The sequence below is a fragment of the Njordella calcicola genome (assembly GCF_056494125.1).
In genome coordinates this window covers 909,277-933,580 of the sequence record NZ_CM151396.1, presented here as the reverse complement: position 1 = coordinate 933,580, position 24,304 = coordinate 909,277, and the positions used below count along the sequence as shown (strand labels likewise).

General features: G+C 52.2%; 21 protein-coding genes. 15 read left to right on the top strand and 6 right to left on the bottom strand.

Annotated elements, in window-relative coordinates:
- Nucleotides 1-172: 172 nt before the first annotated feature.
- The 12 genes from SH302x_RS03560 (at nucleotide 173) to SH302x_RS03505 (ending at nucleotide 15,174) form a co-directional block, all read left to right on the top strand.
- On the top strand, nucleotides 173-1,330 hold the full coding sequence (locus SH302x_RS03560; protein ID WP_479367372.1) for an ADP-ribosylglycohydrolase family protein: 1,158 nt from the start codon (nucleotides 173-175) through the stop codon (nucleotides 1,328-1,330).
- A gap of 197 nt (nucleotides 1,331-1,527) precedes the next feature.
- The gene (gene nusA / locus SH302x_RS03555) at nucleotides 1,528-2,922 is read left to right on the top strand and encodes a transcription termination factor NusA (RefSeq protein ID WP_479367371.1); all 1,395 of its coding nucleotides are present in this window, start codon (nucleotides 1,528-1,530) and stop codon (nucleotides 2,920-2,922) included.
- Nucleotides 2,923-3,165: 243 nt separating this feature from the next.
- Nucleotides 3,166-6,105: a translation initiation factor IF-2 gene (infB, locus tag SH302x_RS03550; RefSeq protein WP_479367370.1), complete on the top strand. Its 2,940-nt coding sequence runs from the start codon at nucleotides 3,166-3,168 to the stop codon at nucleotides 6,103-6,105.
- A gap of 41 nt (nucleotides 6,106-6,146) precedes the next feature.
- On the top strand, nucleotides 6,147-6,617 hold the full coding sequence (gene rbfA, locus SH302x_RS03545; protein ID WP_479367369.1) for a 30S ribosome-binding factor RbfA: 471 nt from the start codon (nucleotides 6,147-6,149) through the stop codon (nucleotides 6,615-6,617).
- A 76-nt stretch (nucleotides 6,618-6,693) separates the two neighbouring features.
- Complete coding sequence (locus SH302x_RS03540; RefSeq protein ID WP_479367368.1) at nucleotides 6,694-7,803, top strand: hypothetical protein; 1,110 nt, start codon at nucleotides 6,694-6,696, stop codon at nucleotides 7,801-7,803.
- Between the two features lie 100 nt (nucleotides 7,804-7,903).
- Nucleotides 7,904-8,650 (top strand): YebC/PmpR family DNA-binding transcriptional regulator, encoded by a 747-nt coding sequence (locus tag SH302x_RS03535; protein ID WP_479367367.1) that lies wholly within the window; start codon nucleotides 7,904-7,906, stop codon nucleotides 8,648-8,650.
- 41 nt (nucleotides 8,651-8,691) lie between these two features.
- On the top strand, nucleotides 8,692-10,050 hold the full coding sequence (hisD, locus tag SH302x_RS03530) for a histidinol dehydrogenase (protein WP_479367366.1): 1,359 nt from the start codon (nucleotides 8,692-8,694) through the stop codon (nucleotides 10,048-10,050).
- Nucleotide 10,051: 1 nt separating this feature from the next.
- Complete coding sequence (gene hisC, locus SH302x_RS03525; protein ID WP_479367365.1) at nucleotides 10,052-11,146, top strand: histidinol-phosphate transaminase; 1,095 nt, start codon at nucleotides 10,052-10,054, stop codon at nucleotides 11,144-11,146.
- A gap of 55 nt (nucleotides 11,147-11,201) precedes the next feature.
- Nucleotides 11,202-11,798 carry an imidazoleglycerol-phosphate dehydratase HisB gene (gene hisB, locus SH302x_RS03520; RefSeq protein WP_479367364.1) on the top strand — a complete coding sequence of 199 codons (597 nt, stop codon included), beginning with the start codon at nucleotides 11,202-11,204 and terminating at the stop codon, nucleotides 11,796-11,798.
- A 307-nt stretch (nucleotides 11,799-12,105) separates the two neighbouring features.
- Nucleotides 12,106-12,744, top strand: a complete 639-nt coding sequence (locus tag SH302x_RS03515; protein WP_479367363.1) for a hypothetical protein — start codon at nucleotides 12,106-12,108, stop codon at nucleotides 12,742-12,744.
- Nucleotides 12,745-12,845: 101 nt separating this feature from the next.
- On the top strand, nucleotides 12,846-13,937 hold the full coding sequence (locus tag SH302x_RS03510; RefSeq protein ID WP_479367362.1) for a hypothetical protein: 1,092 nt from the start codon (nucleotides 12,846-12,848) through the stop codon (nucleotides 13,935-13,937).
- An 88-nt stretch (nucleotides 13,938-14,025) separates the two neighbouring features.
- On the top strand, nucleotides 14,026-15,174 hold the full coding sequence (locus tag SH302x_RS03505) for an Ig-like domain-containing domain (RefSeq protein WP_479367361.1): 1,149 nt from the start codon (nucleotides 14,026-14,028) through the stop codon (nucleotides 15,172-15,174).
- A gap of 3 nt (nucleotides 15,175-15,177) precedes the next feature.
- On the opposite strand, the gene SH302x_RS03500 is transcribed toward SH302x_RS03505, so the two are convergent.
- The 6 genes from SH302x_RS03500 to SH302x_RS03475 form a co-directional block, all read right to left on the bottom strand.
- On the bottom strand, nucleotides 15,178-16,263 hold the full coding sequence (locus SH302x_RS03500; protein WP_479367360.1) for a prenyltransferase/squalene oxidase repeat-containing protein: 1,086 nt from the start codon (nucleotides 16,261-16,263) through the stop codon (nucleotides 15,178-15,180).
- Nucleotides 16,264-16,290: 27 nt separating this feature from the next.
- The gene (locus tag SH302x_RS03495; protein WP_479367359.1) at nucleotides 16,291-16,563 is read right to left on the bottom strand and encodes a DUF1844 domain-containing protein; all 273 of its coding nucleotides are present in this window, start codon (nucleotides 16,561-16,563) and stop codon (nucleotides 16,291-16,293) included.
- A gap of 204 nt (nucleotides 16,564-16,767) precedes the next feature.
- Entirely contained in the window at nucleotides 16,768-17,115 is a 348-nt protein-coding gene (locus SH302x_RS03490) for a hypothetical protein (RefSeq protein WP_479367358.1), read from the bottom strand.
- A gap of 25 nt (nucleotides 17,116-17,140) precedes the next feature.
- A complete protein-coding gene (locus SH302x_RS03485; RefSeq protein ID WP_479367357.1) occupies nucleotides 17,141-19,081 on the bottom strand; it encodes an SHD1 domain-containing protein in 1,941 nt (646 codons plus the stop codon).
- Complete coding sequence (locus SH302x_RS03480) at nucleotides 19,078-20,856, bottom strand: serine/threonine-protein kinase (RefSeq protein WP_479367356.1); 1,779 nt, start codon at nucleotides 20,854-20,856, stop codon at nucleotides 19,078-19,080. The genes SH302x_RS03485 and SH302x_RS03480 overlap by 4 nt, the downstream gene beginning before the upstream one ends.
- Before the next feature lie 84 nt (nucleotides 20,857-20,940).
- Nucleotides 20,941-21,522: an RNA polymerase sigma factor gene (locus SH302x_RS03475; RefSeq protein ID WP_479367355.1), complete on the bottom strand. Its 582-nt coding sequence runs from the start codon at nucleotides 21,520-21,522 to the stop codon at nucleotides 20,941-20,943.
- 225 nt (nucleotides 21,523-21,747) lie between these two features.
- On the opposite strand from SH302x_RS03475, the gene gcvT reads away from it, so the two are divergent.
- From gcvT to SH302x_RS03460, 3 genes are read left to right on the top strand one after another with little or no spacing between them, the layout of a single operon-like run.
- The gene (gene gcvT, locus SH302x_RS03470) at nucleotides 21,748-22,863 is read left to right on the top strand and encodes a glycine cleavage system aminomethyltransferase GcvT (RefSeq protein ID WP_479367354.1); all 1,116 of its coding nucleotides are present in this window, start codon (nucleotides 21,748-21,750) and stop codon (nucleotides 22,861-22,863) included.
- Nucleotides 22,864-22,872: 9 nt separating this feature from the next.
- The gene (gene gcvH, locus SH302x_RS03465; RefSeq protein ID WP_479367353.1) at nucleotides 22,873-23,262 is read left to right on the top strand and encodes a glycine cleavage system protein GcvH; all 390 of its coding nucleotides are present in this window, start codon (nucleotides 22,873-22,875) and stop codon (nucleotides 23,260-23,262) included.
- Nucleotide 23,263: 1 nt separating this feature from the next.
- Nucleotides 23,264-24,064 carry a lipoate--protein ligase family protein gene (locus tag SH302x_RS03460; protein ID WP_479367352.1) on the top strand — a complete coding sequence of 267 codons (801 nt, stop codon included), beginning with the start codon at nucleotides 23,264-23,266 and terminating at the stop codon, nucleotides 24,062-24,064.
- Nucleotides 24,065-24,304: the final 240 nt, after the last annotated feature.

The window sequence follows — 24,304 nt, the reverse complement described above, 5'->3', positions numbered from 1 at the left end:
CAGTAAGCAAGCATTTTGCGGTTTTGTGGGTATTCCACAAGAGGCGGTCCGAAACTTGCTCAGGCGACTTTTGTTGAACAGATGCAGACTAGTGCCCCTTAATAGAAGAAGCCGCCTTGCGGACTGCTAGATGTTAAAGCGAAAGAATCCTAGTAGAGAGAATTGGCCGGAGATGCTCTCCCCTTCCAGCGACGCGTGGTCTATACCTCGTGCTTCTGCACTGAGAGAGTCGGCCATTGAATCTTCGTTGTTTGCGATTGCCATTGGCGAGGCCTTTGGATTGCAATTTGAAGGCTGCACTAAAGAGCAAGCCGGGCGACTTTTGAGCACGATGTGCGGGAACGATTTAGCGTTTTTGCGAAGCTTTCCGCGGCGACATGGAATAATGACGCACATCGCGATTTCTGCTGGCCAATCGCTGCTGGAATGCCGATCCAACCCGACCCAATTTTCGACCTCGCTGAGCTGGCGATTGTCAGGCCACCGGCTTGCCCGAATCCTGCCGTTTTGCGTCGAAAGCGTCCAGCGGCTGATCACGATGCAGATCAAGAACCCGTTTATCTCGAGCAAGACCGGTTCGGTCGATCGACTGCTGCCAGCAATTGTCTTCATGAGCACCTCGCTTCAGGGCACCACCAATCGTATTTCCACGTGGGCCAAGGGCTTGCTGGAAGCGGCAGGCGTCGATGCTGAAAACGAGACATTGGACTTGGCTGGATTTATCAAATTGGCGGCCAGGGCGACGCAATTTGCGACATTTGAGCAAACTCCAGGCGAGTGCAACGCCCTGGACACCCTCGCTTGGCTGACGGAAGGCACTTATGAAAAGACGGTCCTGCAGTGGCTAGAGGCGATGCACGAAGCCCTTTCGGCCGGCGAAGGCGTTGAAAACTTATCCGCATATTTGCAGCCATTGAGCGACTGGGCTGTGGTCGCAAAAGACCCTCGGTTTGCGGTCTGTTCCGCGATTTACACTTGGCTACTCCACTCAACCGAATGGAGCACGGGCATGGTGGAAGCGGCTAAACTGGGCGGACTGGCAGCAGCCCGTTGTTCGATTTATAGCGGACTAGCGACACTTTCAAGCGAAGGACGCTGCCTGCCGGTTGAAATTGTTCGGCGACACCACTGGTGGCCCGTCTCCGCAGTATGGCTTGACGCTTTCATCGACCGGTTGCTGCAGTGGCCGCACGGCGAAGACGATCTAGTCAATGCTCATGGAGTTCGGTCGCCCGCCGCCAGCCTGCTGCTTTCACACCATCTGATCGGACTGCGTACTCTAATGCGCAAGATTCTGACGTCCAGTTCGTCTTTATTCGCTCGCAAATAGCCCTCAGCGGTTGACAAATTGGCCTCCCGCCGATAATTTTGCTCGATTCCTGATGCTTGTAGGCTGCCGCGGGAGTCTAGTTTCATTGACAGCAATTGATGAAAGTGGGAGGCCAGCTAGGGGTGTACTAATAGAATAACAATTGCCCAACCAACGATTGGATCGTCGCAGGCGTCAACCGTCTGCGAATATTGCGCATGAATCCTCAAGAACTGCTTAGAATCGTCGATTCGCTACATCGCGAGAAGAATATCGATAGCGAGTTTGTGTTTCAGGCGATCGAGTCAGCGCTGGTGACTGCTTTCAAAAAGTTGTTCGGTGAAACCGCCGAAATCTTGATTGCGATCGGCCGACAGAACGGAGTGATTTCCGCGACCGTCGATGGAAAAACGCTGGACCAAGAAGAAATCGGTCGAATTGGCGCACAGACAGCCAAACAGGTCATCATTCAAAAAGTCCGCGAGGCCGAACGCGATGCCCGGATGGATGAGTTTCAGGACCAAGTGGGGCAATTGGTGACTGGCGTTGTGCAACGTGTTGAACGCGGTGTCACGGTGGTGCAGCTTGGAAACATCGAAGCGATTTTGCCAAATAGTGAGCGAATCCCTGGTGAATCCTACCATAACGGCGAGCGGATTCGAGCTGTTATTTATGAAGTGAAAGCGTCCGGCAATCGGGTCAAAATCATCCTTTCCCGGACTAAAGCGACTTTGATCCAGCGGTTGTTTGAACAAGAAATCCCCGAAATTGCCGAGAACGTCATCGAGATCAAATCGGTGTCTCGCGAGCCTGGTTACCGTTCGAAAGTAGCGGTCTTCAGCAGCGACCAGCGAGTGGATTGTGTCGGTGCGTGCGTCGGGATGCGTGGCAACCGAATTAAAAATATTACCAGTGAACTAGCCGGTGAACGCATCGACATTGTCCGCTGGAGTGACGACCCTAAAGTATTGATACCGAACTCGTTGCAGCCAGCCGAAGTCGATCAGGTTTTGCTGTGCGATATGATTGGTCGTGCGATTGCTTTGGTTGGAGAAGATCATCTTTCTCAGGCAATTGGTCGATATGGTCAGAACGTTCGGCTGGCCAGTAAGCTGTGCGGCTGGGATATCGAGATCATGACGGCCGACGAGCTTGAGAAGCAAATCGAGCGAGCTGTGGGCGACTTCATGGCGCTGGACGGAATGACCGACGAACTGGCGCAAAGCCTAGTGGAGCAGGGCTATTTGTCATACGATGATTTATCGGTGATTGAGCCCGACGTTTTGATGGATATGGGTGGATTGAGCGAGGAGGAAGTGGACGCGTTAGTGGAGCAGGCTGAGCTTCGAGCTGAAGAGCAAGAAGAAGCAGAAGCCGAGCGAAAGCGGGTCGAGAAGCACGAGAAAGAGAATGCTTACCGCGGTGCCGCCAGCCCGCAGGCAATTGCTGAAGCCAGTCCACCACCTCAGGAAGAGCCTGCGGCGGAACTGCCTTCAGGGGAAGAGTCAGCAGCAGAGGAGCCTGCGGGACAAGAGCCCGCATCAGAAGAGGAAGTAGACGAGAAGAAAAAGCCGTCCGATGGGGGGTCGACCGACCAAGATGATGCGGCCTAACAGTTAAATGGTTGCGACACACATGCCGCGACCATCCCAACCCGCTTGCAAGCTTCAGCTTCGTGGCGGGCAATCTTCAGTGCAGCGGTTGTTCTGGAGGCATTTATGTAAAGTGTTTTGAATAGTTCAAGCAGTGATTCCTGCCCTCGGCGAGCGGATGCGTCAACCAGATTGCACGCGTTAGATCTTCTCCCCAAGTTGCGAATCGCTCAAGATAAAAGTCTAAGGGTCGCGCCTTACGCAATGCGTATTTTTCAGTTCGCCAAAGAAATAAATTTAGACTCCAAAGCAGTTGTTGAACTGTGTAATCGGTTGGGTATTGCCAACAAGGGGTCGCCTCTTGCCAATTTAGAGGACGACGAAGCGGATCGCATTCGTCGCCACGTCGCTGGTGCGGCCGAGTCTGGCAGCGGTAACGCTCCAACCCCCGCCGCCCCGCAAGCTGCAACTGCTGCCCCGACTGCCCAACCTGGGACTTCGGAGAGCGTTAGTCCCGCCGTTGTGCCCGAACGGCCAACGATTCGGGATACCAATCCCATGCGGCAACTGGGTGCCAAACCCGGTGCCAAACGTACCGCGGCCAGCGCAGCGCCGCTGACCACAAATCGTTCTGCAACGCAAGAATCCAGCACAAGCTCTGCTCCAGCGGAAACAGCGGCCAAAAAAGAGGTTGCGCCCGCACAGGAACTAGCGGCCAGTTCGGAACCACCAGCGGACGATGCTGCGACGAGCACGGCGGTACCTGAGGTTGTCTCGGAATCTGCGCCGGAAAAAGCCACGGGATCGACCAAGCCTCCCGTACGACGCGAAAGTTCGGGCGGCCCTGGTGCCCGTCGCGACTACGTCGCTCCCGAAGTCGGCGGTCCTGTTCGCGATTTGAGTTCTCGTAACCGCCCTGCTGACAGCGGTGCTAAAGGGCCGATTGAACGCAAGAAGCGACCTGCTCGCGAACCTATCATCAATATTGGAACGCGTATCCCCAAGGGCGCGACCCCACCTCCACCACCCGTATCCAAAGAACCCGCGCCGATGCGGCCTGATGTTCGCTTGACTCCCGATATGATTGCGGGATCGCGAAAGGGCATGAACGCGCCGCTTGAAAATTTCGTCAAGCAAGAGAACGCCAAAGCGGCCCAAGCGAAGACGGGCGCAGGTGCATTGACCGAGTTCAAAGCGAACGCGGATAAAGCAAAAGTCAAAAGCAAACGCGGTCCTGTCGTCGACGAAGCCGAAGAACGCGCAGGCGGTAAAACTGCTTCGCTAGCCGACATGCGTCGCGAACGCAAAAGTCGCTCCAATAGAATCCTAAGCGTCGAAGACGCGGATGATGATTCGCCACGCCGCGGCATGAAACCGATCCGACGTAAGCCTGCTGGCACGATCTCGCGAAAGGAGAAGGTGATTCTTGAATTGCCTTGCACCGTGCGAAGCTTCTCCGAGGCTGCCGGGGTTCCTGCGGCTCGCGTGCTCCGCTCCCTGATGACCTTAGGCAACTTGCTAAACATCAACGCGCAACTAGATGCCGAACAGGCAGTTATGGTGGCGACCGATTTGGGCTTGGACCTTGAGTTCCGAGAACATGAGAACGTAGAAGAGAAACTGCTCAGCGATTACGAAGCGACCGAAGATGCAGAGGCAGACCTCGAGCCTCGATCGCCGATTGTTACCTTCTTGGGCCACGTTGACCACGGCAAGACATCGCTGCTGGATTACCTGATCGGCACAAAGATCGTTCGCGGCGAGGCAGGCGGGATCACTCAATCGATTCGCGCTTACCAAGTCGACAAAGATGGCCGAAAAATTTCGTTTGTGGATACTCCAGGTCACGAAGCGTTCACGGAGATGCGTGCTCGCGGTGCGAATGTCACCGACATTGCAGTGCTCGTCATCGCCGCCGATGACGGCATCATGCCACAAACCGAAGAAGCGATCTCTCACGCGAAAGCGGCTGGCGTTCCTATCGTGGTCGCAGCGAACAAGATCGATTTGCCTGGCGCTGACCTCAATCGCGTGATGACTCAAATGACAGAGCATCAACTGACGCCAAGTGCTTGGGGTGGTGACATCGAAGTCGTTGGAACCAGTGCCATCACCGGTCAAGGAATGGACGAACTTTTGGAGACGCTGCTGACGGTAGCAGAGCTTCATGAGTATCGCGCCAATCGCAAACGTGCCGCCACCGGTATTTGCCTTGAAAGCGAACAAGCGGCCGATCGTGGTGTGATCGCGAAAGCCATTGTTCAAAACGGAACGTTACGCGTCGGCGATGTCGTGGTTTGCGGTTCGAGTTTCGGTCGCGTAAAAGCCTTGTACGACACGCTGCTTGTCAACAAGCAAATGTCGGAAGCAGGTCCTTCGGTGCCAGTGAATATCACCGGCCTGGAAACTGCTCCAGAGGCTGGCGAAAGGTTCTACGTCATTGACGATATTGGCCAAGCCCGCGAGATTGCCGAAGCGCGTGCAAATCGTGCTCGTAAAGACAACTTGTCTGGCTCCTCGACGAAGGTTTCGTTTGAAACCTTCCAAGAACTGCTGCAATCCGGAAAGCTTCGTCCAGGCGAAGATCTAGTACCGCTGAACTTGATCATCCGAGCCGATACGCGTGGTTCGTTGGAAGCGATCGAAAAAGAACTATCCAAACTGGAACACCCGGAAGTCGAGATCAAGGTCTTGCAGAAATCTGTGGGTGGTGTCAGCGTGGCGGACGTAACTTTGGCGTCAGCTTCTGATGCGGTAGTCGTCGGGTTCAATGTCATCCCGGACGAAGCTGCCCGACAGATGGCCGAAGCTCGTCGCGTCGAAATCCGTCGCTACGACATCATTTACAAACTGGCGGAAGACATCAAAGCGTTGGTCGAAGGCCGACTACGTCCCGAAGAAAAAGTCGTGGAGCTTGGTCGAGCGTTGGTCAAACAAGTCTTCAGCGTATCACGGGTGGGAACGATTGCCGGTTGCTATGTTGCTCAAGGAGCCATCGAACGCGGTTGTCGAATTCGCTTGAATCGCGACGGACGCACTATCGGGGATTACGCATTGGACACTCTGCGACGCCATAAAGATGACGTCAAAGAAGTTCCTCGCGGAATGGAATGCGGTATCAAGCTGGCCAACTTTAACGACATCAAACAAGACGATGTGTTGGAAGCTTACAAGATCGAATCTGTCGCACGTAAGCTGGATTAAGCATCCAGCCAACTATCACTACACGAGAGGTTAGCGGTCCTGTGAGTTCCCGTCGATTATTAAAGGCAGGTGAAGCGATTCGTGGAGTTGTCTCCACGAGTATCCTCACCGAATTGCGGGACCCTCGCGTCCAGAATGTTACTGTGTTGGGCGTTGAAGTCATGCCTGATATGCGTGAAGCCAAAGTCTATGTCAGTATCATGGGCAGTCCGGTCCAGCAAAAAACGGCGTTGCGCGGACTGCAAAATTCCGCAGGTTTCCTTCAGCAACGAATCGCCGAACGCATCGACACTCGCTACACCCCGCGGCTGACCTTCATGCTGGACGACGGCGTGAAGAAGCAACTGGCCGTCACGCAAATCTTGGAACAGATTGCTGAAGAACGTCAAGGCGCGGATGCTCCTGCGGTGTCCGAAGAATTACCAACCGAATCAGCAATCGACCAGGAGCTTGAAGATACAGACTTAGACGACCATTCATCGGCTAACAAATCCAATCTGGAAGAGACTTAGAATCGCCAACGCCAAGAGCTAACGTTTATTCCCCCTTTAATCCGCCACACCGTTCAACCCGCACAAGCTTGCAAACATGAGTACTTCTCGTTCTGGTAAGATCGAGCAGCTTTTTAAGTCGCTTCGCAAACACTACAAGACCGTTTCTGTTGCTTCCGAACGTACCGTCATGGACCATTTGGTCTACGGCTGTATTTTGGAAGACACGACATTCGAGCAGGCAGACGAAGGCTTTGCCAAGATCCTGCAGATGTACGTCGATTACAATGAGATCCGCGTTACCACGGCCATCGAACTGTCCGAATTGATATCGGCTGGTCCCGTTGGCGTCGGATGCGCACAGCGGCTCAAACGTATCCTGCAATCACTGTATGAAACCAGATACGCGTTTGATGTTGAAGACTTGAAGAAAGGGAACCTCGCAAAGTCGGTTGAGTTCCTGACTGGGTTGAAAGGCATGACCCACTTTGTGAGCAGCTATGTTAGCCAGAATGCGTTTGGCGGGCATGCAATTCCTGTCGGTCCTGCAGAGCTTCATTTGGCAATAGTTACAGAACTGCTCACAGAAGCGGAAGCCAAGAAGGGCTCCATTCCAGGATTGGAACGGACCATACCGAAAAGCAAAGGGACCGAGTTCGCTCAATTGCTGCACCAGTTGGCAATTGATTTCAAGAACAATCCAAAGCATGCGACTGTCGCGGCCGTCTTTAAAGAACTGAAGATCACCTACAAGCCACCGGTTCCCGCCAAAGCTGAGAAACAAGAAAAGCCCGCAGCTCCAGCAAAGGCCGACCATGCTGAAAAGCCAGCCGCAGGTAAAGCTTCGGCAACTGCAGCCAAGAAGGTAGAGCCTGTCAGCGCACCGCCCAAGAAAGGAAAGGCGAGCAAACCGGAAGCCGCCGCCCCACCGAAGGCCGAAGCAGTGACCAAACCGGCAGCCAAGCCAGCGACCAAGAAAAAGCCAGAAGAGCCGCCAGCCGCACCGGCACCGGCACCGGCGAAAAACAGTAAGCCTGCCAAGGACAAGCCAGCCGCACCAGCGAAAGCGAAAGCGACCAGTCGCCCCGCTCCAGCCGCCAAGCCTGCGAAGAAGCCCCCTGCCAAAAAAGAACCGGCGGCTTCCAAGAAGGCTCCAGCGAAACCTTCCAAAACCGCTCAGTCGCTGACCAAGAAAAAGCCGCGATAATTGCTCTTATCCAATTTGAATCGAGCAATAGACTATGCTGGTTACAAATGTTTCCCCTTTTTCTGCATACGTGCATTCATTGAAATAAAGGAGTTCGGTAATGGCCGGCCATTCCCAGTGGGCCAATATCAAGCATCGCAAAGCTGCCGTTGATAGCAAACGCAGCAAGCTGTGGAGCAAGCTGAGCAAGGCCATTATCGTGGCCGCTAAAATGGGCGGAGGAGATCCCTCTGCAAACATTCGTTTGCGTGCAGCTATTCTCGATGCAAAAGCAGTCTCACTGCCCAAAGACAATATCGAACGCGCTATCAAAAAAGGAACCGGTGAACTAGACGGCGGGGATGTCGAAGAAATCCTCTACGAAGGTTACGGTCCCGGGGGCGTTGCGGTCCTATGCGATATCATGACCGATAATCGCAACCGAACCGCGTCTGAAGTCCGCAAGATTTTTGATAATGCGGGTGGAAAGCTGGGATCGACCAATTGCGTCGCGTACTTATTTGAACGCAAGGGAGTGATCGTTTTGAAGCGTGACACCGTTTCGCTGGAGACGTTGATGGAACTCGCCCTGGAAAATGGTGCCGATGACGTCAATGAAAATGGAGAACAATTGGAGGTCGTCTGTGCGACCGAAGTGTATGCAGATTTGACCGATGCAATCGAAGCGGCCGGATTCGCCATCGAAATGAAGGAGATCACTCGTATCCCGAGCACTACGGTAGAGGTGGATGATGAAACGGCAACTTCGATCGCAAAGCTTCTGGAGCAATTGGAAGACCATGATGATGTCCAATCGGTCTCGTCCAATGTCAGTTTCACTGACTTGCAATTAAGTTCGTTTGCCTGATGTGTCGGGCTACTTTCCTTCGCTATTGAAGTTGAATAACTGTGTCGCACCTTCGAATCCCTTTGCTTGATGCAACCTCCAGTGACGTTTCACCTCAGTTAAATCTGCTTCGTAAAAAATTATCACCCAGTGGAGATATCGTTAGTCCGCGCGGGCGCGAACTGACACTGCGTGTCTTTGGTGCCGCGCTAGCGCCGATTCAAGTGGTCGAACGTATCTGCCAAGATGTTCGACAGCGTCGTGACGATGCAGTCCTGCACTATAGTCGCGAGCTTGACCAGTATGATGCTGCTGGCAACGGCTATCGAGTTCCTTTGGACCAGCTCGAACAAGCTCATGCGAAATGCGATCCCGCTTTCTTGGCAACCGTCCGACGCATTCGCGAGCGTATCCTCAATTTCCAACAAGCCATTCTTCACCGCGACGTTATAACCACCCCAACAACAGGCGTGACGTTGCAACAGCGATATACGCCGCTACGACGGGTCGGTTTGTGCATTCCAGGCGGCGCGGCAGCCTATCCTTCATCGCTGCTAATGACAGCCGTTCCCGCTCAAGCAGCCGGGGTTTCGGAGATTGCTGTAGTCGCTCCGCCGACGAAACTGGGAGCCTTCAATCCCGACATCCAAGCGTTGTGCTATGAGTTAGGCTTGCACGAATTGTATGCGGTTGGTGGAGCCCAAGCAGTGGCGGCGATGGCGTATGGAACCGAAACGATTCCCCAAGTCGACATGATTGTTGGCCCCGGCAATCTGTTTGTCGCACTAGCCAAAAAGTACGTCTTTGGCGAAGTCGACATCGACTCAATCGCCGGCCCCAGCGAAGTCATTGTGGTGGCCGACGCCTCGACACCGCCAGCGTTTGCTGCCACCGATTTACTGTCTCAAGCCGAACATTCGCCAGGCAGCAGTGTCCTAGTAAGTTGGGATCTGAAAACCATTCAGGCCATTGATGACCAACTGCAGCAGCAAGTCAGTGCACTGGACCGCGGCGACCTGATTATTGATTCGTTAAACGAATACGGGGCGTATATCCATGTCCGCGATGCGGATCAAGCTTGTGAGATCATTCGGTTGATGGCACCGGAGCATTTACACATCGCGATCGAGAATGCGAGGGAGTTGTTGCCGAAGATTCGAAACGCAGGCGCGACCTTCTTGGGCGTATACTCACCAGTAGCGTTAGGCGATTATGCCGCAGGTCCATCGCATGTCCTGCCGACTGGGGGAACCGCGCGCTGGGCCTCAGGGCTCAGCAGCAACCATTTCCTGCGATCCAGCAGCGTAATTGAATTTGATCGCCAAGGACTAACGGAAATTGCGCCAGATGTTTGCCTGTTGGCCACCAAAGAAGGCCTCACCGCCCATCGCCAAAGCGTTGCGATCCGAAGGGAAGAATAGCATGTCAAAACCAATTGAGGGATACTTTCGCAACAACATCCAAAAGATGGCGGCATACATCCCCGGCGAACAGTCCGCAGACGCGCAAACCATCAAGCTCAACACGAACGAGAATCCGTATCCACCAAGCCCCAGGGTGTGGGCAGCGGTTCAAAAGGAAGCGATTCGTTTAGAGCGGTATCCAGATCCGCTGGCGACTGGCTTTCGAAATCAAGCCGCAGAGGTTTTAGGGGTATCCCCAGATCAGATCCTTTGCGGAAATGGCAGCGACGACATCTTGACCATCATCACGCGGGCCTTTGTCGGACAAGGGGATTGGATTCGTTTCCCCAACCCCAGCTATACTCTTTACCGCACTTTAGGACATATCCAAGACGCGAATATCGAAGAGATCAATTTTGCTGAAGACTGGTCGCTCTCATCCGCGTTCATGCAATCGCGAGATCGTTTACGACTGATCTATCTTCCGAACCCAAACTCACCCACGGGGACAATGGTCAGTCGCGAACAGATTATCGATTTGGCAAATCGTATGGATTGTCCGGTCTTGGTGGATGAGGCTTATGGAGATTTCGCATCTTTTAATTGCCTGGATCTACCAGCACGTTATCCCAATGTCATGGTTTCAAGAACGCTGAGCAAATCTTATGCTTTGGCTGGTTTGCGATTTGGTTTTTTGGTTGCGCATCCTCAGATGATCGCAATGCTGCGAAAGGTCAAAGATAGCTACAACACCGATGCATTATCGAATGCGGCAGCGACTGCGGCCATGGCAGACCAAGCTTGGTTAGAAGAGAACGTCAAACGCTGTAACGCGACGCGTGATCGAATGACGCGGAGCCTGAAAGAGTTGGGCTTTGACGTCATTGATTCGCAGGCAAACTTTGTATGGAGCCAGCCCAAGCACGATGAGTCAAGACGGTTATATGAAGTCCTGAAGTCCGAGAAGATTTTGGTTCGTTATATGAACTACCCGGACTGGACGGACGGCCTGCGAATCAGCGTTGGGACCGATGAAGCGATTGATCGCACCCTGCAAGTACTCAAGCATGCTCAAGTTGTAAGCGAGACTTCGTTTGGTAATCGCCCCCAATGATGACCAACTCTCCACTGCCGACGCCGTTAATCAATTAAGCTTCTCCGAAAAAACTATGACGAAACACCGCACCGCAAGTATTGAGCGGAATACTGCAGAGACTCAAATCAAACTAAGCATCGACTTGGACGGTTCAGGCAAGTGTGATGTCGCAACCGGCGTCGGCTTCCTTGACCACATGTTGCATTTATTCGCAAAGCATTCGCTGGCCGATTTATCCATTCAAGCCAAAGGTGATACGCATGTCGACGCGCACCACACCACAGAAGATATTGGTATCTGCTTGGGGATCGTCATCAAAGAAGCGCTTGGCGATAAACGAGGTATAAAGCGATACGGTCAGTGTATTTTGCCCATGGAAGAAACCCTGATCACTTCCGCTGTCGATCTCAGTGGTCGTGCATATTTGGTCTACAAAGCTCCGATTCCGCAACCGAAAATCGGCGACTTTGACTCTGAACTGATTGAAGATTTTTGGCAAGCGTTTGCCAATAACGCACTGTGCAATTTGCATTTGATCCTTGAGCATGGCCGCAACAGCCACCATATCGCGGAAGCGATTTTTAAAGGCACGGCTCGTGCATTGCGTATGGCTTGGGAGGCTGACCCGAGAACCGACGATATCCCTAGCAGCAAGGGCACGTTAAGTTAGCTGCCCCCACTTTTCGGGCAGAGCCATCTGCCCAAAACCCGCCCCCCTGCGGCTAACCGAGAAAGGAACTGCCTTTTTCGGTCAAGCGAACTCCAGCCCCATCTGATTTCCGGGCTGTTCCCTTTCCCTTTGCCATTTCTGCTATAATTTCCGACTAGCCTGAGCCAAATTCCGCTCACATGCGAATTCGCCTCAATCGCCCGCGCTGCTGCCTGCCCGCATAGTCCCTCTTGATGACTCAACTTCTATCATGAAGCTACACATCCCCACTCAACTATCCCACGTGTTAATTTGCAGCAGCCTTTCGATGCTCTGCCTTTTACTCGCGGTCACTACGTCCTATGCCGACGACCCGTCTGGAGTGTCATTACCCGATCCCAATTGCAGACCGATTCTATTGAGTTCTGGAGTCGAATCGATCGATGCTCCGGTAGCAGAGCTACGGACATTGCAACCCGTAGTGAAACAGATGCCTTTACTGACTGACACGATGCCCAAAGTCAGATTAGTACAAAGCAATGCAACGCAGCCGCCAGTACAAAGCGATGCACCGCAACAAGTGGAACGAACACTTGATTTGATGCAAGAAATAATGGAGTTGAAGTCCCTGTTGAAAATACAAGCGATCGAGTTTAAAGCGCAACGAGAAATCCAGGAATTGAAACTCGATCACGCTCGGGAAAAGCTAGAGCAAAAAGAGCAGCAGCTTCGCCAGCACCATGAGGCTTTGGAAGGTAAGCAACGTGAACTGGAATCGCAGTTTCGCAAACTAGAACAAGCCCGTAAAGAATTGGAAGTGGACCGCGAAAATCTGGAACGTAAGCAGATTGAGCTGAAAAAGGATTTCGCAGCACGCCAAAGCGAGTTGAAAAAACGTGAGGCGCAATCGAGCAAGAAGAGTGATAAAGAAGAGCCACTTCAGGATCGCAAAAGCAAGAAAAACTAAAACGAGTTTGGCGAGTCACTGAGTGGGGTTACGTTGATGGTTTATTTGGTGCTGCTGTAAAGCGGCTTTTGGTTTCTGGATCTTTCTGAAGAGGTGTTGTGATGAAGAAAAGTTTTTTTGCGTTAGCTTTAAGTAGTTTACTGCTAACACAGTCTTACGCAGCCGACTTAAAAAGCGGCATGAAACCTGGAGCTGCAAGCTTGGGAAGCGCCGGACCGGTTGCATTCGCTCCCGAAGGGATTCTTCTGGCTGCCGATCCCAAGAATGCAAAGATCATTGCGATTGCTACCAATGACGTCGAGAGCGACGGATCTGTCAGCTACAATATTGATGCCATCGATGAAAAGATCGCGGCCGCTCTGGGTACGAAGGCGTCTGAAATCCAAATTGTGGATTTGGCCGCCAATCCTGCTAGTGGAAATGTGTTTGTATCCGTAGCTCGAGGTCGCGGGCCCGAAGCCACTCCTGTTTTGCTGAAGGTTACTCCCAATGGTACTATCAGCGAAGTCGATTTAGCGGCTTCTCCCAGCAGTATGGCGGAAATCCCCAATGCAGCCCAATCGAACCCAGCAGCACAGCGTGGAAATCCGCGTAATGAATCGATTACAGACTTGGCCTTTATCGATGGCCAGATTGTCATTGCTGGACTTTCGAATGAAGAATTCTCCTCCAATCTTCGCGCCATCAATTTCCCGTTTGCTGATGTATCGAAGGGAACCAGCGTAGAGATTTTTCACGGTGCGCACGGCAAGCTCGAAACCAACTCACCTGTCCGTACTTTTGCCGCTTGTGAGATTGGTGGCCAAGAACACCTGATCGCAGCTTACACTTGCACTCCCTTGGTCAAGATCCCTATTCGTGATCTGCAAGCAGGCTCGAAGATTCGTGGAACCACAGTGGCAGAACTGGGCAATCGCAACCGACCTCTAGATATGGTCGTCTACAAGCGAGACGGTAAGAACTACATTCTACTGGCCAACAGTGCGCGCGGTGTCATGAAGATCACGACCGAAGGAATTGATTCCATTGAGCCGATTGCAGATCGAGTCAGCGATACTGCTGGGCTTTCCTACGAAACAATCGATGCCCTCAACGGCGTTGAACAACTCGATCGCTTGGACGAGGATCATGCTGTTGTTCTTCAGCGTAATGCAGAAGGCTCCGCAAAGCTGGTCAGTATCCCGCTACCATAATTGCAGCAAGCTCGGCAACATCGTGGTCGGCGGTTTCGATCGTCGACCTTGTCAGACGGAAGGCTTCTAACGGAATGATACAAATCGCATGTGTGTTCGCTGGTTTGGCCTGTTGACTTGCTTATTCAGCTTTCTACTTTCAACCGTTTCGCTGGCGGAAATTCGCGTAGAACTGATTGGCGACGACCATCAGAAGCCCGTTGGCATTCGAATCGCTGGCCTGGGTGCCTCACAATGGCAGGCAGCCGCTGCACTTGATGATTCTGAATGGGACCAGCTTGTCTCGCTGCATGTCCTCCGTAACGACAGCGATCAAGCTTCAATAGAAGAACGCCCGAAAGTGTTCGGTAAGTGCAAGCTTGACGCGAAATCACAAGCCATCGACTTCATTGCGAGATTCCCCTTGGAAGCAGGCGTCGATTACGAAGTGCAACTGAAACTAGGAGAAACTTTCGCTAAGCACGTTGTTAAAATCCCAGAGCAAGTTCGTACGCCGTCGACTCACGTCCAAAAGATCAGCCCTACCGCCGATAAACTACCGGAGAACTTGCTGAAGTTTTACGTCCATTTTTCGGCCCCAATGTCGTTTGGAAATGTTTACAACCACATCGAACTGACCGATGAAAACGGGCTTCATCTGGAGCATCCTTTTTTGGAGATTGCAGAAGAGCTGTGGGACCCTTCCGGTACTCGCTTGACGTTGCTATTGGACCCGGCTCGGGTGAAACGTGGTCTGGTCCCTCACGAAGAAGATGGGGCAATCCTTTATGCCAACCGCAATTATCAATTGCGAATTAAAACGTCGTGGAAAGATGCCAACGGTACACCGATGGTAGCAGACTTTGTCAAACGCTTCGTAACGATCGATGCCGATTATACGCAGCCAGACCCGACGCAATGGACGATCTCTTCGCCCGTCGCGGACAGCGTACGACCACTCGTAGTTAACTTGGTCGAACCGCTTGATCATGCAATTGTCAGTCGCGGCATCACTGTAATCGATGATCGACAAACAGTCGTTGCGGGCCGCGTGTCGTTGGCCGACTCAGAGTCCACGTGGAGCTTTACGCCTGAGCAACCCTGGAGGGCAGGGGAGTATTTCTTGAAAGTCAACGATCGAATCGAAGATTTGGCGGGCAATAGTATTGCTAAACCATTTGAAGTGGATCGCTTTGATGAGATTGAATCACCCGCCCCCCGCCATGTGGAACTGCAATTCAAGATATCGACTCCCTAAGAGTTAGTCGACCGACATCCTCACGACTTCCGCCGCGACTGCCATCTCCAGCAGAGCCCGTGCGGCCCAAGCTGTCGTTGAGACTCGATGCGCATAACTGACCGATCCACTTGGCCGCGTGGTCTCGTCCCAATAACCACCATCGACTTGTTGGTCTAACAAGTATTTAAGCCCCTCGATCATGGCAGTTTGGGTCTGCGGTGCGGTTGCGGAGTTGCGTGACAACGCCATCAACACCAAGGCTGTGTCGAATATTTCTGGGGCCGCGTTGCGATGCGGTCCCCAACCACCGCTTACATGCTGTGCGGCAACGATGTCTGCAATCAGTGGTCGAACTGCCGACTCATCGACTTGATCGAAAGCATTCATGAATGCCAACAGCATGGCGGCTTTATCCAAGGTATTCTGCGGCTTCTGTATGCCTAGCCACTCTTGCGCCTTCCGAATGGGTGCAGTTCGAGTTGGTGTGTGACTATGTTTCAAAACTTGCACAGCGTTGGTCGTCAGCAACAAATTCCCATGCGTGATGGGTGAAGCGAGCGTTCCGCCTGACTGAATTCGCCATGCTCCATCAGCAGATTGTTGCTTGATCAAGATCAGAGCTGCTTGGTCGATCGCATGGTGCACTTGAGGCTGCTGGGAGGGCAACATGCTGACCAGCGCCGAAGCGAATTGCAGGTTGGCCAGTTCATGATCACTCGCTTCCGGGAGTCCTCGGTTTTCCACCCAGCGTTCTGGTGTTAGCAACCATTCTCTTGTCGAGGAAAGCGACTGATCGTCATCGAAGCCATACTGCGACGCGACCAGGAGTGTTCTCGCGGCATCGCCCTGATTATGACAAGAAGCACATTGGTGCTCTGCCATCCAGATGGGTACTTCCGTCTGTAGGAAACCAATCGATTTGGTCAGTGCGTTGCGCAGCGATAGTTGCAGCGTCTGATCCAGTAGCAATGCGGCAGGCGACGCTTGTGGCAGTTCACTTTGCGATGAGGTTTGCCCTTGCAAAAAACTCGGCAGCCACAGCATCCACAGAAAAACCGTGCGGATGGCCGTTGAAAGACTCTGCCAAAACGTTGTGGAGCAACTCATCGCGTCTCCGGTAGTTCCAATTGGATCTTACTTGTTTGCTTCGACAAACATCATTCGCAGATAGTACAGTGTACCATCGAGCGCGGAGGCTTCGTCGGCGCTGATGCTCGATTTTGATTTTTCTTGAAGCACTTCCAAGAGATCGATAAAGTACTTCGCGTAATCCATTCGAACCTCCGTTTTTGCCTCTGGCATTTTACCCATCGCGGCAATCGCTTGCGAAGCGAACATTTCCACGATCCTGCCGAACTCGGCTTTAGGCGGAGGAGGCAAATCGTTCATACCTGGTGATTCACTCATCAAAAAACTCACATCGAAGTATATTCACTAAACATCAATCGAACGCAGCAACCTCGGTAGGCAGTTGCTGGAATGTCTCGATACAACATAGCGAGATATTGTGCCGTTGCTAAGGATAAATTCAAGAAGTGGCAGACCTTGCTTCCTAGCCTTGCGTACCTTGCGACAATCGTCTCAGCGAGGCCCTACCTGGCCTACATTGGTCTATTTCGTTTGGTAGGACACGACCCAAATGATTCCTTCTTGATTGACGCGTCCGACCAAGAACCCATCTTTATTGCCCCACGCTATGGCCCGATCGGCCAGTGCGTTTTCTCGTACTTGCGGAGGCATACGATCTAAGATTGGCTTCATCGACGCGATTTCAGTCGCTGTCGCTGGACGTGAGGGGCCCAGTTCATTTTCGATATCAGCGAGTGCGGTACCCGATTGGACCTTCTGAGCTTGTTGACGCGTCAATGTGGGACCTGTAGGTGTCGATTCGCACCCGAGCGACCCCAACAGCAAGATGAAACCAAGAAGGCACACTGGCTTAACAAACATTTTTTTCATAAACGATCGAATCCAAAGGGGTTACTTACTGACTATCGACCAGTCCCTGCATTGTAAACTTGGAGATGAGCAATGCCACGCTCGGTTTATCTTGGCCTTTTTGATCAGCGGGTTTTTGCAGCAGCTTAGGGAAGTTAACCGACTTGAAAATCTCAAGATTAGGCCTCTTTCCAGATTCGTTGACGGCTTCCTCGATTGTCTGGTTTGGCTCGGTCACCAAGAAGCCTTGGACGTTGGTTCCCGATGTGCTCCACACATCTTTTCCTTGCCAGACGATGCGAATGGTCGAGGTGTATTTGTCCATGGTGTAGCTACCGCGGCCGATATAGCTGACTGCTTCGCGCGTTGGACCGGAAACACCAGCGACAATTTGTACCGGCGCGTTAGAAACCACTTTATAGCCCGCCTTTTCCGCAGACAATTCAAGAGAATTGCGAGCTTCTGCTTGGTATTGCCCGGCACCGGACACATTGATCGAAACTTCCACGTTGGGGTAAACCAAGAAGGTGCTAGGATCTTGTTCTGCTTTTTTCAGCGTTGCCTCTGCGGTTGGATGAGGCAATTCCGATGGTACTACAATACCGCTAGTTTCGTTCATCATGGCCACAAAGGTCTTACCGCCCAGAATGGATAATTGGCCAGCATCGCGATACTCACAAACAAAGATCTGTGAAGGCAGATGCATGAGCAAGTGATTGTCTAACAATGCATAATCTTCGTGAGGGTAATCGAGACCTCGAGCAGTCCGCGGGTTTCCAGGAAGCACTATTTTCAGGTCCCATTGTCCAGTCTCCACATTTAGCAAGCGTACGGTGTTGGTGTATGCCACCAGCAGCTTCTTACCGCTCGGGCTCCAGCGAATTCGCGGCCAAGCGAGATGTTCTTTGTCGAGAGAGACACTGCCACTACCTGCCCCAGTCATCGCGTCAACGATGGTGATGTTGTCGCCGGATAGAATAGCAAGAAGCCTTCGATCGGTGGAAGCATCCACTGCAAAATTTCCGCCAAGCCGTGCATGCCAAACGGGTTGTCGATTCTTGATATTGATTACAGCCAGATGACCGTTGCCGCTGAGCAGCGCGACGAGGTCGTTGGGCAATGTGATGGCGCGAATGACACTGCTGGCCTCACCGTCGGACTCGCCATCGAACGGTTGCCATGATTTCGAACGAAGGATTTTTTTGCCAGCGATGATCCACAACTGCAATTCGCTTGATTTTTCATATCCCTCGTCACGTTTACTTCCGTTGCCAACCATTAACAAGGTATTGCCGTCGTTCAATATCGTAAGCGGACGCATTTGCGCTTCAATCTGAGTTGAATTCGTCGATTTGCCAGTAGCAAAATCCACGATGGAAACGCGGGTCAACGGCTTGGGCACGGAGAAGCTGACCGTCGCGCCAACAGCCGCCTTGTTACACAGAGGATTGATGTTCACTTCGTGCATGTTCTCGAAGAAGTGCATCTTCTTCATGAAGGTTGCGCGTTTGAGTGGTTCTGCTAGTTCGTTGGATGCCGGTAAACTAGGGCTCCAGGCGGCGCCAAAGCCAGCATCCATTTCGTCGACTGCCTCCCAATCAAGCTTCAGTGGAGCGCTCCATTGGTACCCAGTAGAATTTTGCTGAGAAGGTGCGGCGGGCGAGAGTGGCAAACTACTTGTCGGCCCGCTGTCGCCAGATGTAGCAGCACTCGGTACCTCGCTGATCACTTCAAAAGGGCTATCGCTGGGACTAAGGTAATCCTGATCTGCTTTACTTAATCTAGCGACAGGAATCTTCATGGTCTTACCATCGGAAGTCTTCAAGTAAACGTCGCCACCCTTGAGTTCAACGAGGCTGCCAACAATAGTGAATTGGCCCGTAGAGTCGGTCCAAGTACGTTGATTCGCGTTTTGGCCGAGCACACTGGCCGGAACCATCGCAACAAGCAGTGCAATACAAACCCATGTACTATTTAGTTTTTTCATTCCTCTACCTTCGCTTCCTCAGGATCAATCAATTCAAAAGGATTGGTAAGTTCGGATTCCGGTGTCGTCTTGACATCGAAGTCTCCTGTTTGACTATGTGCGTTTGAGGTTAATGTGTTGACGCGATCCAAGCTTTCATCGGCGGACGTTTCGACGACTTGAAATGGATTCTTACTGAGAATCGCTTGAGCGTACCTGCGAATATTCTCCTCTTCGTGATTGGAATACTCGATGACCATCGGGATAACCGAGCTTGGCACTTCGGCAATCGGAAGATAGGCCATGCGGTGTAACCAATATTCCACGTGATCACCTGCCGGCAAATCGTTCTCCAAATGATAGAGATCTTCTGCTGCCAGCGCGCCGTACTTGAGATAAACCTGCTCGTGGGAAGCATTGTTTGCGGGAATTGCCGTTGAAGCTGGCTTAACGGATTTCCCCTCCGCTGGCTCCTGTTGTTTAAGCACGATCAAAACTGCGGCAAACGCGCTGGCCAATAAGACGCTAGCTGCGATAAGGCTGAACCAAGCCTTCGATTGGGGTCGAGTCGTTCTTGTATTGCAAAGCGACAATTCCGAAGGCAGCGCGGTCAAGTGAGGTTGTCTCAAGTGATCTAAACATTGCGTCAAGACCTGTTGAACTTGCTGTGTGTCCCCGATCCGTTGATCGGCATCCTTTTCGAGCAAGCGATCGATCAACCTGCTCAGCCAAACTGGAATCAATGGATTCAGTTCACTGGCAGAGACCTGCGTTTGGTTTACGATCCGAATGATGGTGCCATAACTCGTGCTTGCTTGAAAGGGATAGGTTTTCGTACACAGCCAGTACAATAGACTGCCAAAACTGAACAGATCGGTTCGGTAATCCAGATCTTTTCCTTGCGCTTGCTCAGGTGACATAAATTGCGGTGTCCCCGCCAATGTTCCCGACATAGTCAATGTTTGATCGCCGTCGGCGCGAGCTAGACCAAAGTCGGAAATCAGCAGGTGCTGCACCCCGTTCTGAAGCAGTATGTTGGATGGTTTAATGTCGCGATGCACAACGCCATGTTGATGAGCGATATTCAATCCGGAACATATTTGAATTGCGATGTTGAGAATATCTTCGACGCTCAGCGGATGCGATTCTGCATAGGCCTGCAACGTCCCGTCTTTAATGTACGGCATGACAATTAAGGGCAGCCCTCGCCATGTGTCGATGCTGTGGACGGGAACAATGTGGTCGTGCGTCAAAAATGCAGCGGCCTGAGCTTCTCGCGCCAATCGCTGCCTTGCGACATCAGCAACCGCTGTGGACGGTTGCAACAAGGTCTTGATGGCTACAGTCCTCTTCAGTTCGGTATCAAAGGCTTTAACCACCAGCCCCATTCCGCCGCGGCCGACCACCTCCAGCACTTCGTACTGGCCCATCTGCCCCAGCGATTGTGGAAACTCGGTGGGGTCTAGGGAGTTGAGTAAGAATTGGTCAAATGAAAAATCAGATTCACTGCCACTCAACAGCCAAGTTGCATGGCTGCTGGATTGCAGCGTCCCTCCGTGCATGGTGCTCGATCTGACCAAGCCGATGTGCATGTCTTTTCGTGTGTCCAAGCAGGCTTTGGCGTGATCCCAAAAATCCTGGCTGGCCGCCCGTTGTTCGATCAGCTTTCGGCAATCCTCGCAATTGCTCAAATGTAACTCTAGCGCATGATGCTCCAAGTGGCTTGTTTCACCGTTCAGGAAGCGATCAATCGCTTCGGCGTTGCAGGTTAACGAGTACAGTGGGGACTGGGGCATACTTTTGCAAGCTCGGGACAGAGTCAATCTGGTAGCTTATACACGTCGGTTCTGAAATCCTGACAGCACCTTTCCATCAAAAATTTATAAATCTGAAAGCCGTGTAACTTCCGACTTAAGGCGACGCATGATGCGGCTGCGAGCGGCATAAACACTCCCTACTTGCTTGTTCAGGTCGGTCGCCACCGCTTCGATCGCTTCGCCATTGACTGTTGTGCGCCAGAAGGCCGTCCACGAGTCGCTCTCGAATTCAGGCCGAATGTTTGCAGCCGCTTGCCTGAACAACTCCTTCTGGTACTCGCGCTCTAGCACTTGAGAATCATCATCTTTGGCTTGAATATTTTGAATGGACAGCAGCGGTTCGGTACCACCTACTGCTTTGTCGACTCGCTTGGTTCGCATGGCATTAAGAGCTGCGTTTCGAGTCACTGTCTCCAGCCAAGTTCGAAATTTTGCGCGTGTTGGATCGTGAGGACGAACTTGAAACGCTTTCGCGACAGATAGGAATATCTGCTGAGCGACATCCTCTGCATCGACCGGCGTTAGCCCCTTGAAGCACAATGAGCGAATGATGACCGGTTCGTATAGCTCAACGAATGTCTGCCAGGCCGCCTGATCCTCCGACGAAGCTAAACGCAGCAGCAGACTGTTGTTGGTTGTAAGCATAGTCAAAACTGAATTGAGCGTTGCTCTGGGCGAAACACTACTGCACGATATACTTTTGAAAAACACACATTACTATTGAAAAACAACCCGGGGTTCGTCCCATCCGAATTGGTAACGGGCGTAACATTTGAGTAGCCGAGCGTTCTTGATGTTAGCCAAAATACGGTGCGGGTGGTTATTCGTTCCAAATTCAGATGGTGGCCCCATCTTGGATGATGCTTCACGATGGAAACCAGTTTACTTAAAACACCGCTTTACGAGTGGCATATTTCCGCAAATGCGAAAATTGCAGATTTCGCGAACTACGCGATGCCCATTCAATATAGCTCAATTGTGACTGAACACGAAGCGACTCGAACGCGTGCAACGTTGTTCGACGTGTCGCACATGGGTCGCTTTCGATTTGATGGTCCACGGGCAGACCAATTACTGGACCATTTATCGACACGCCGTGTCACCGACATGCAGGTGGGCGAAGTTCGTTATTCGCTGATTTGTAATGAAAGCGGCGGTATTTTAGATGACGTTTTGATTTACTGCCTGGAGTCGCAAGAGGGGAACGTCTATTTCCTGCTAGTCGTCAATGCCGGAAACCGGGCCAAGATTTCAGCTTGGTTGCAACCGCATCTGGCAGATTTCCCGGATGTCACATTCCGCGATGTATCGAATCAGACAGCAATGATTGCGATTCAGGGTCCCCGGGCGGTCGAGATAGCCACTAAGCTTTACAAGGCTCCGATCGACAAACTAGGTTATTATCGCGCTAGAATTGCTGAACAGCTTGGCAAGCCAACAATCGTATCGCGGACAGGCTATACCGGCGAAGACGGCTTTGAACTAATTGTGCGCAATGAGGATGCAATTCGAGTTTGGGAAAACTTGTTGCTGGCAGGCCGCGATTGCACCGCCATGGCTGCTGGGCTTGGCGCTAGAGACACACTGCGCCTGGAAGCTGGGATGCCACTGTACGGGCACGAGCTCTCAGAATCCATTAACCCCTTCCAAGCAGGCCTTGGAAGGTCGGTTAATTTGCAAGACCGCTCCTTCATCGGATCGACTGAACTTCAAATCGCAAAAGAAAATCCGTTGGCTAGTAAACGCGTCGGATTGCGGTTGGAGGGCAGGCGGGCCGCCCGCGAAGGCTCGATTGTGCTGGACTGCGACAACCGCGAAATAGGTTATGTTTGCAGTGGCTCCTATTCCCCTACACTAGCGACTCCTATTGCGATGGCTTACGTCGACACCTTGGCCGCACATCCTGACGCTAGCATAGAAGTCGATGTCCGCGGCAGTCGCGTGCCCGGTAAAATTGTCCCTTTGCCCTTCTACAAAAGAAAGTAAGTCTGACCTATGACCAGAAATCCTGAAACACTTCGATACGCAAGTTCGCATGAATGGGTTGACCTGCAAGGCGACATCGCGACCGTCGGCATCTCGGCTTTCGCGGTTGCTGAGCTAACCGACCTGGTTTTCATGGCTTTGCCCCAAATTGGAAAGACCGTGAGCGCGGGTGAAGAGTTTGGCGAAGTGGAATCCGTCAAAGCCGTCAGCCCACTATACGCGCCAATCGGTGGCACAGTCACCGAAACCAACAACGAGCTCGTCGATCGACTTGAATCGCTGGCAGACGACCCCTACGACCAAGGCTGGATCGTCAAACTGAAGGTTAGCGACCCTAGCGAATTGTCCAAGCTCATGGACTATGCGACCTATCAAACCCAATGCGGCGAATCCCACTAAGATGGATCTCTATCTTTGGCTCGACCAGCCACGTGATGGCGATGCCAACATGGCTATCGATGAAGCCATGTCGGAACGCGCTAGCGAGCGAAATGAACTGTTTTTGCGTTTCTATGAATGGTCGCAGCCGTACTTATCGCTAGGATACTTTCAAAGCACGCGCGAGCGACTGCAGGATCACAGGCTTGCAACGCTCCCCTACACTCGGAGATTGTCCGGTGGTGGTGCCATCGTGCATGACCGTGAACTTACTTACAGCCTTGCCATACCAGAGGATTCCAACAGCAAGTCGGCCGCCAGTGAAATCTATTGTGATATCCACTCCGCGATTCGGAAAGCGTTTGGAACCTTTGGCTACGAACTTCAATCCGCCTCAGCATGTGCCGTCTTCGAACCAGCCAAAGTGGCAACACAGGGTTCGACGGAGCCATTTCTATGCTTCCAGCGAAGGTCTTCGGCCGATCTGATTGCCAACGGAGCAAAAATCGTTGGTTCGGCTCAACGTCGACTTGGCAAAGCCCTGCTGCAGCATGGCAGTATCCTTATGGAGACATCCGACTTCACTCCACAACTCAGCGGAATTCTGGATTTGCGTGCTCTTCCAAACCGTGTTTCGGCGGAAGAGATCAGGAAATCGCTCACCGACTCAATCCAAGATGCCGTTGGCAGCAAGTACTCCACTGCTACGTCGTCCTGGCAGTCGCTGGGATCATGTGATGAAGTCCTCCTGCCAATTCTGCAACGGGCCGCGGCGCTTCAATCTAATAAGTATTCAGACCCACTCTGGAAAGACAAACGGTAAAAGAGAACGACGTTGCAACTTCCCGCGATGCGGGGGGATAACAGCACCTTGTGGATATGAAAAGCACCGCTTGTCTTTGGAGTGCGATTTTCGAGCTGCAATAAAAAAACGCTTTTTCTGGTTCCAAATTTGCACCGGAACGGAAGTCCGCAAAGGTGAATTATCTCGCATCCGGCGGTTTTAAGGGAACTGAGGCTAGGCATGAAGTCGATAGATAGCTACAATACAAGTTATTAGATT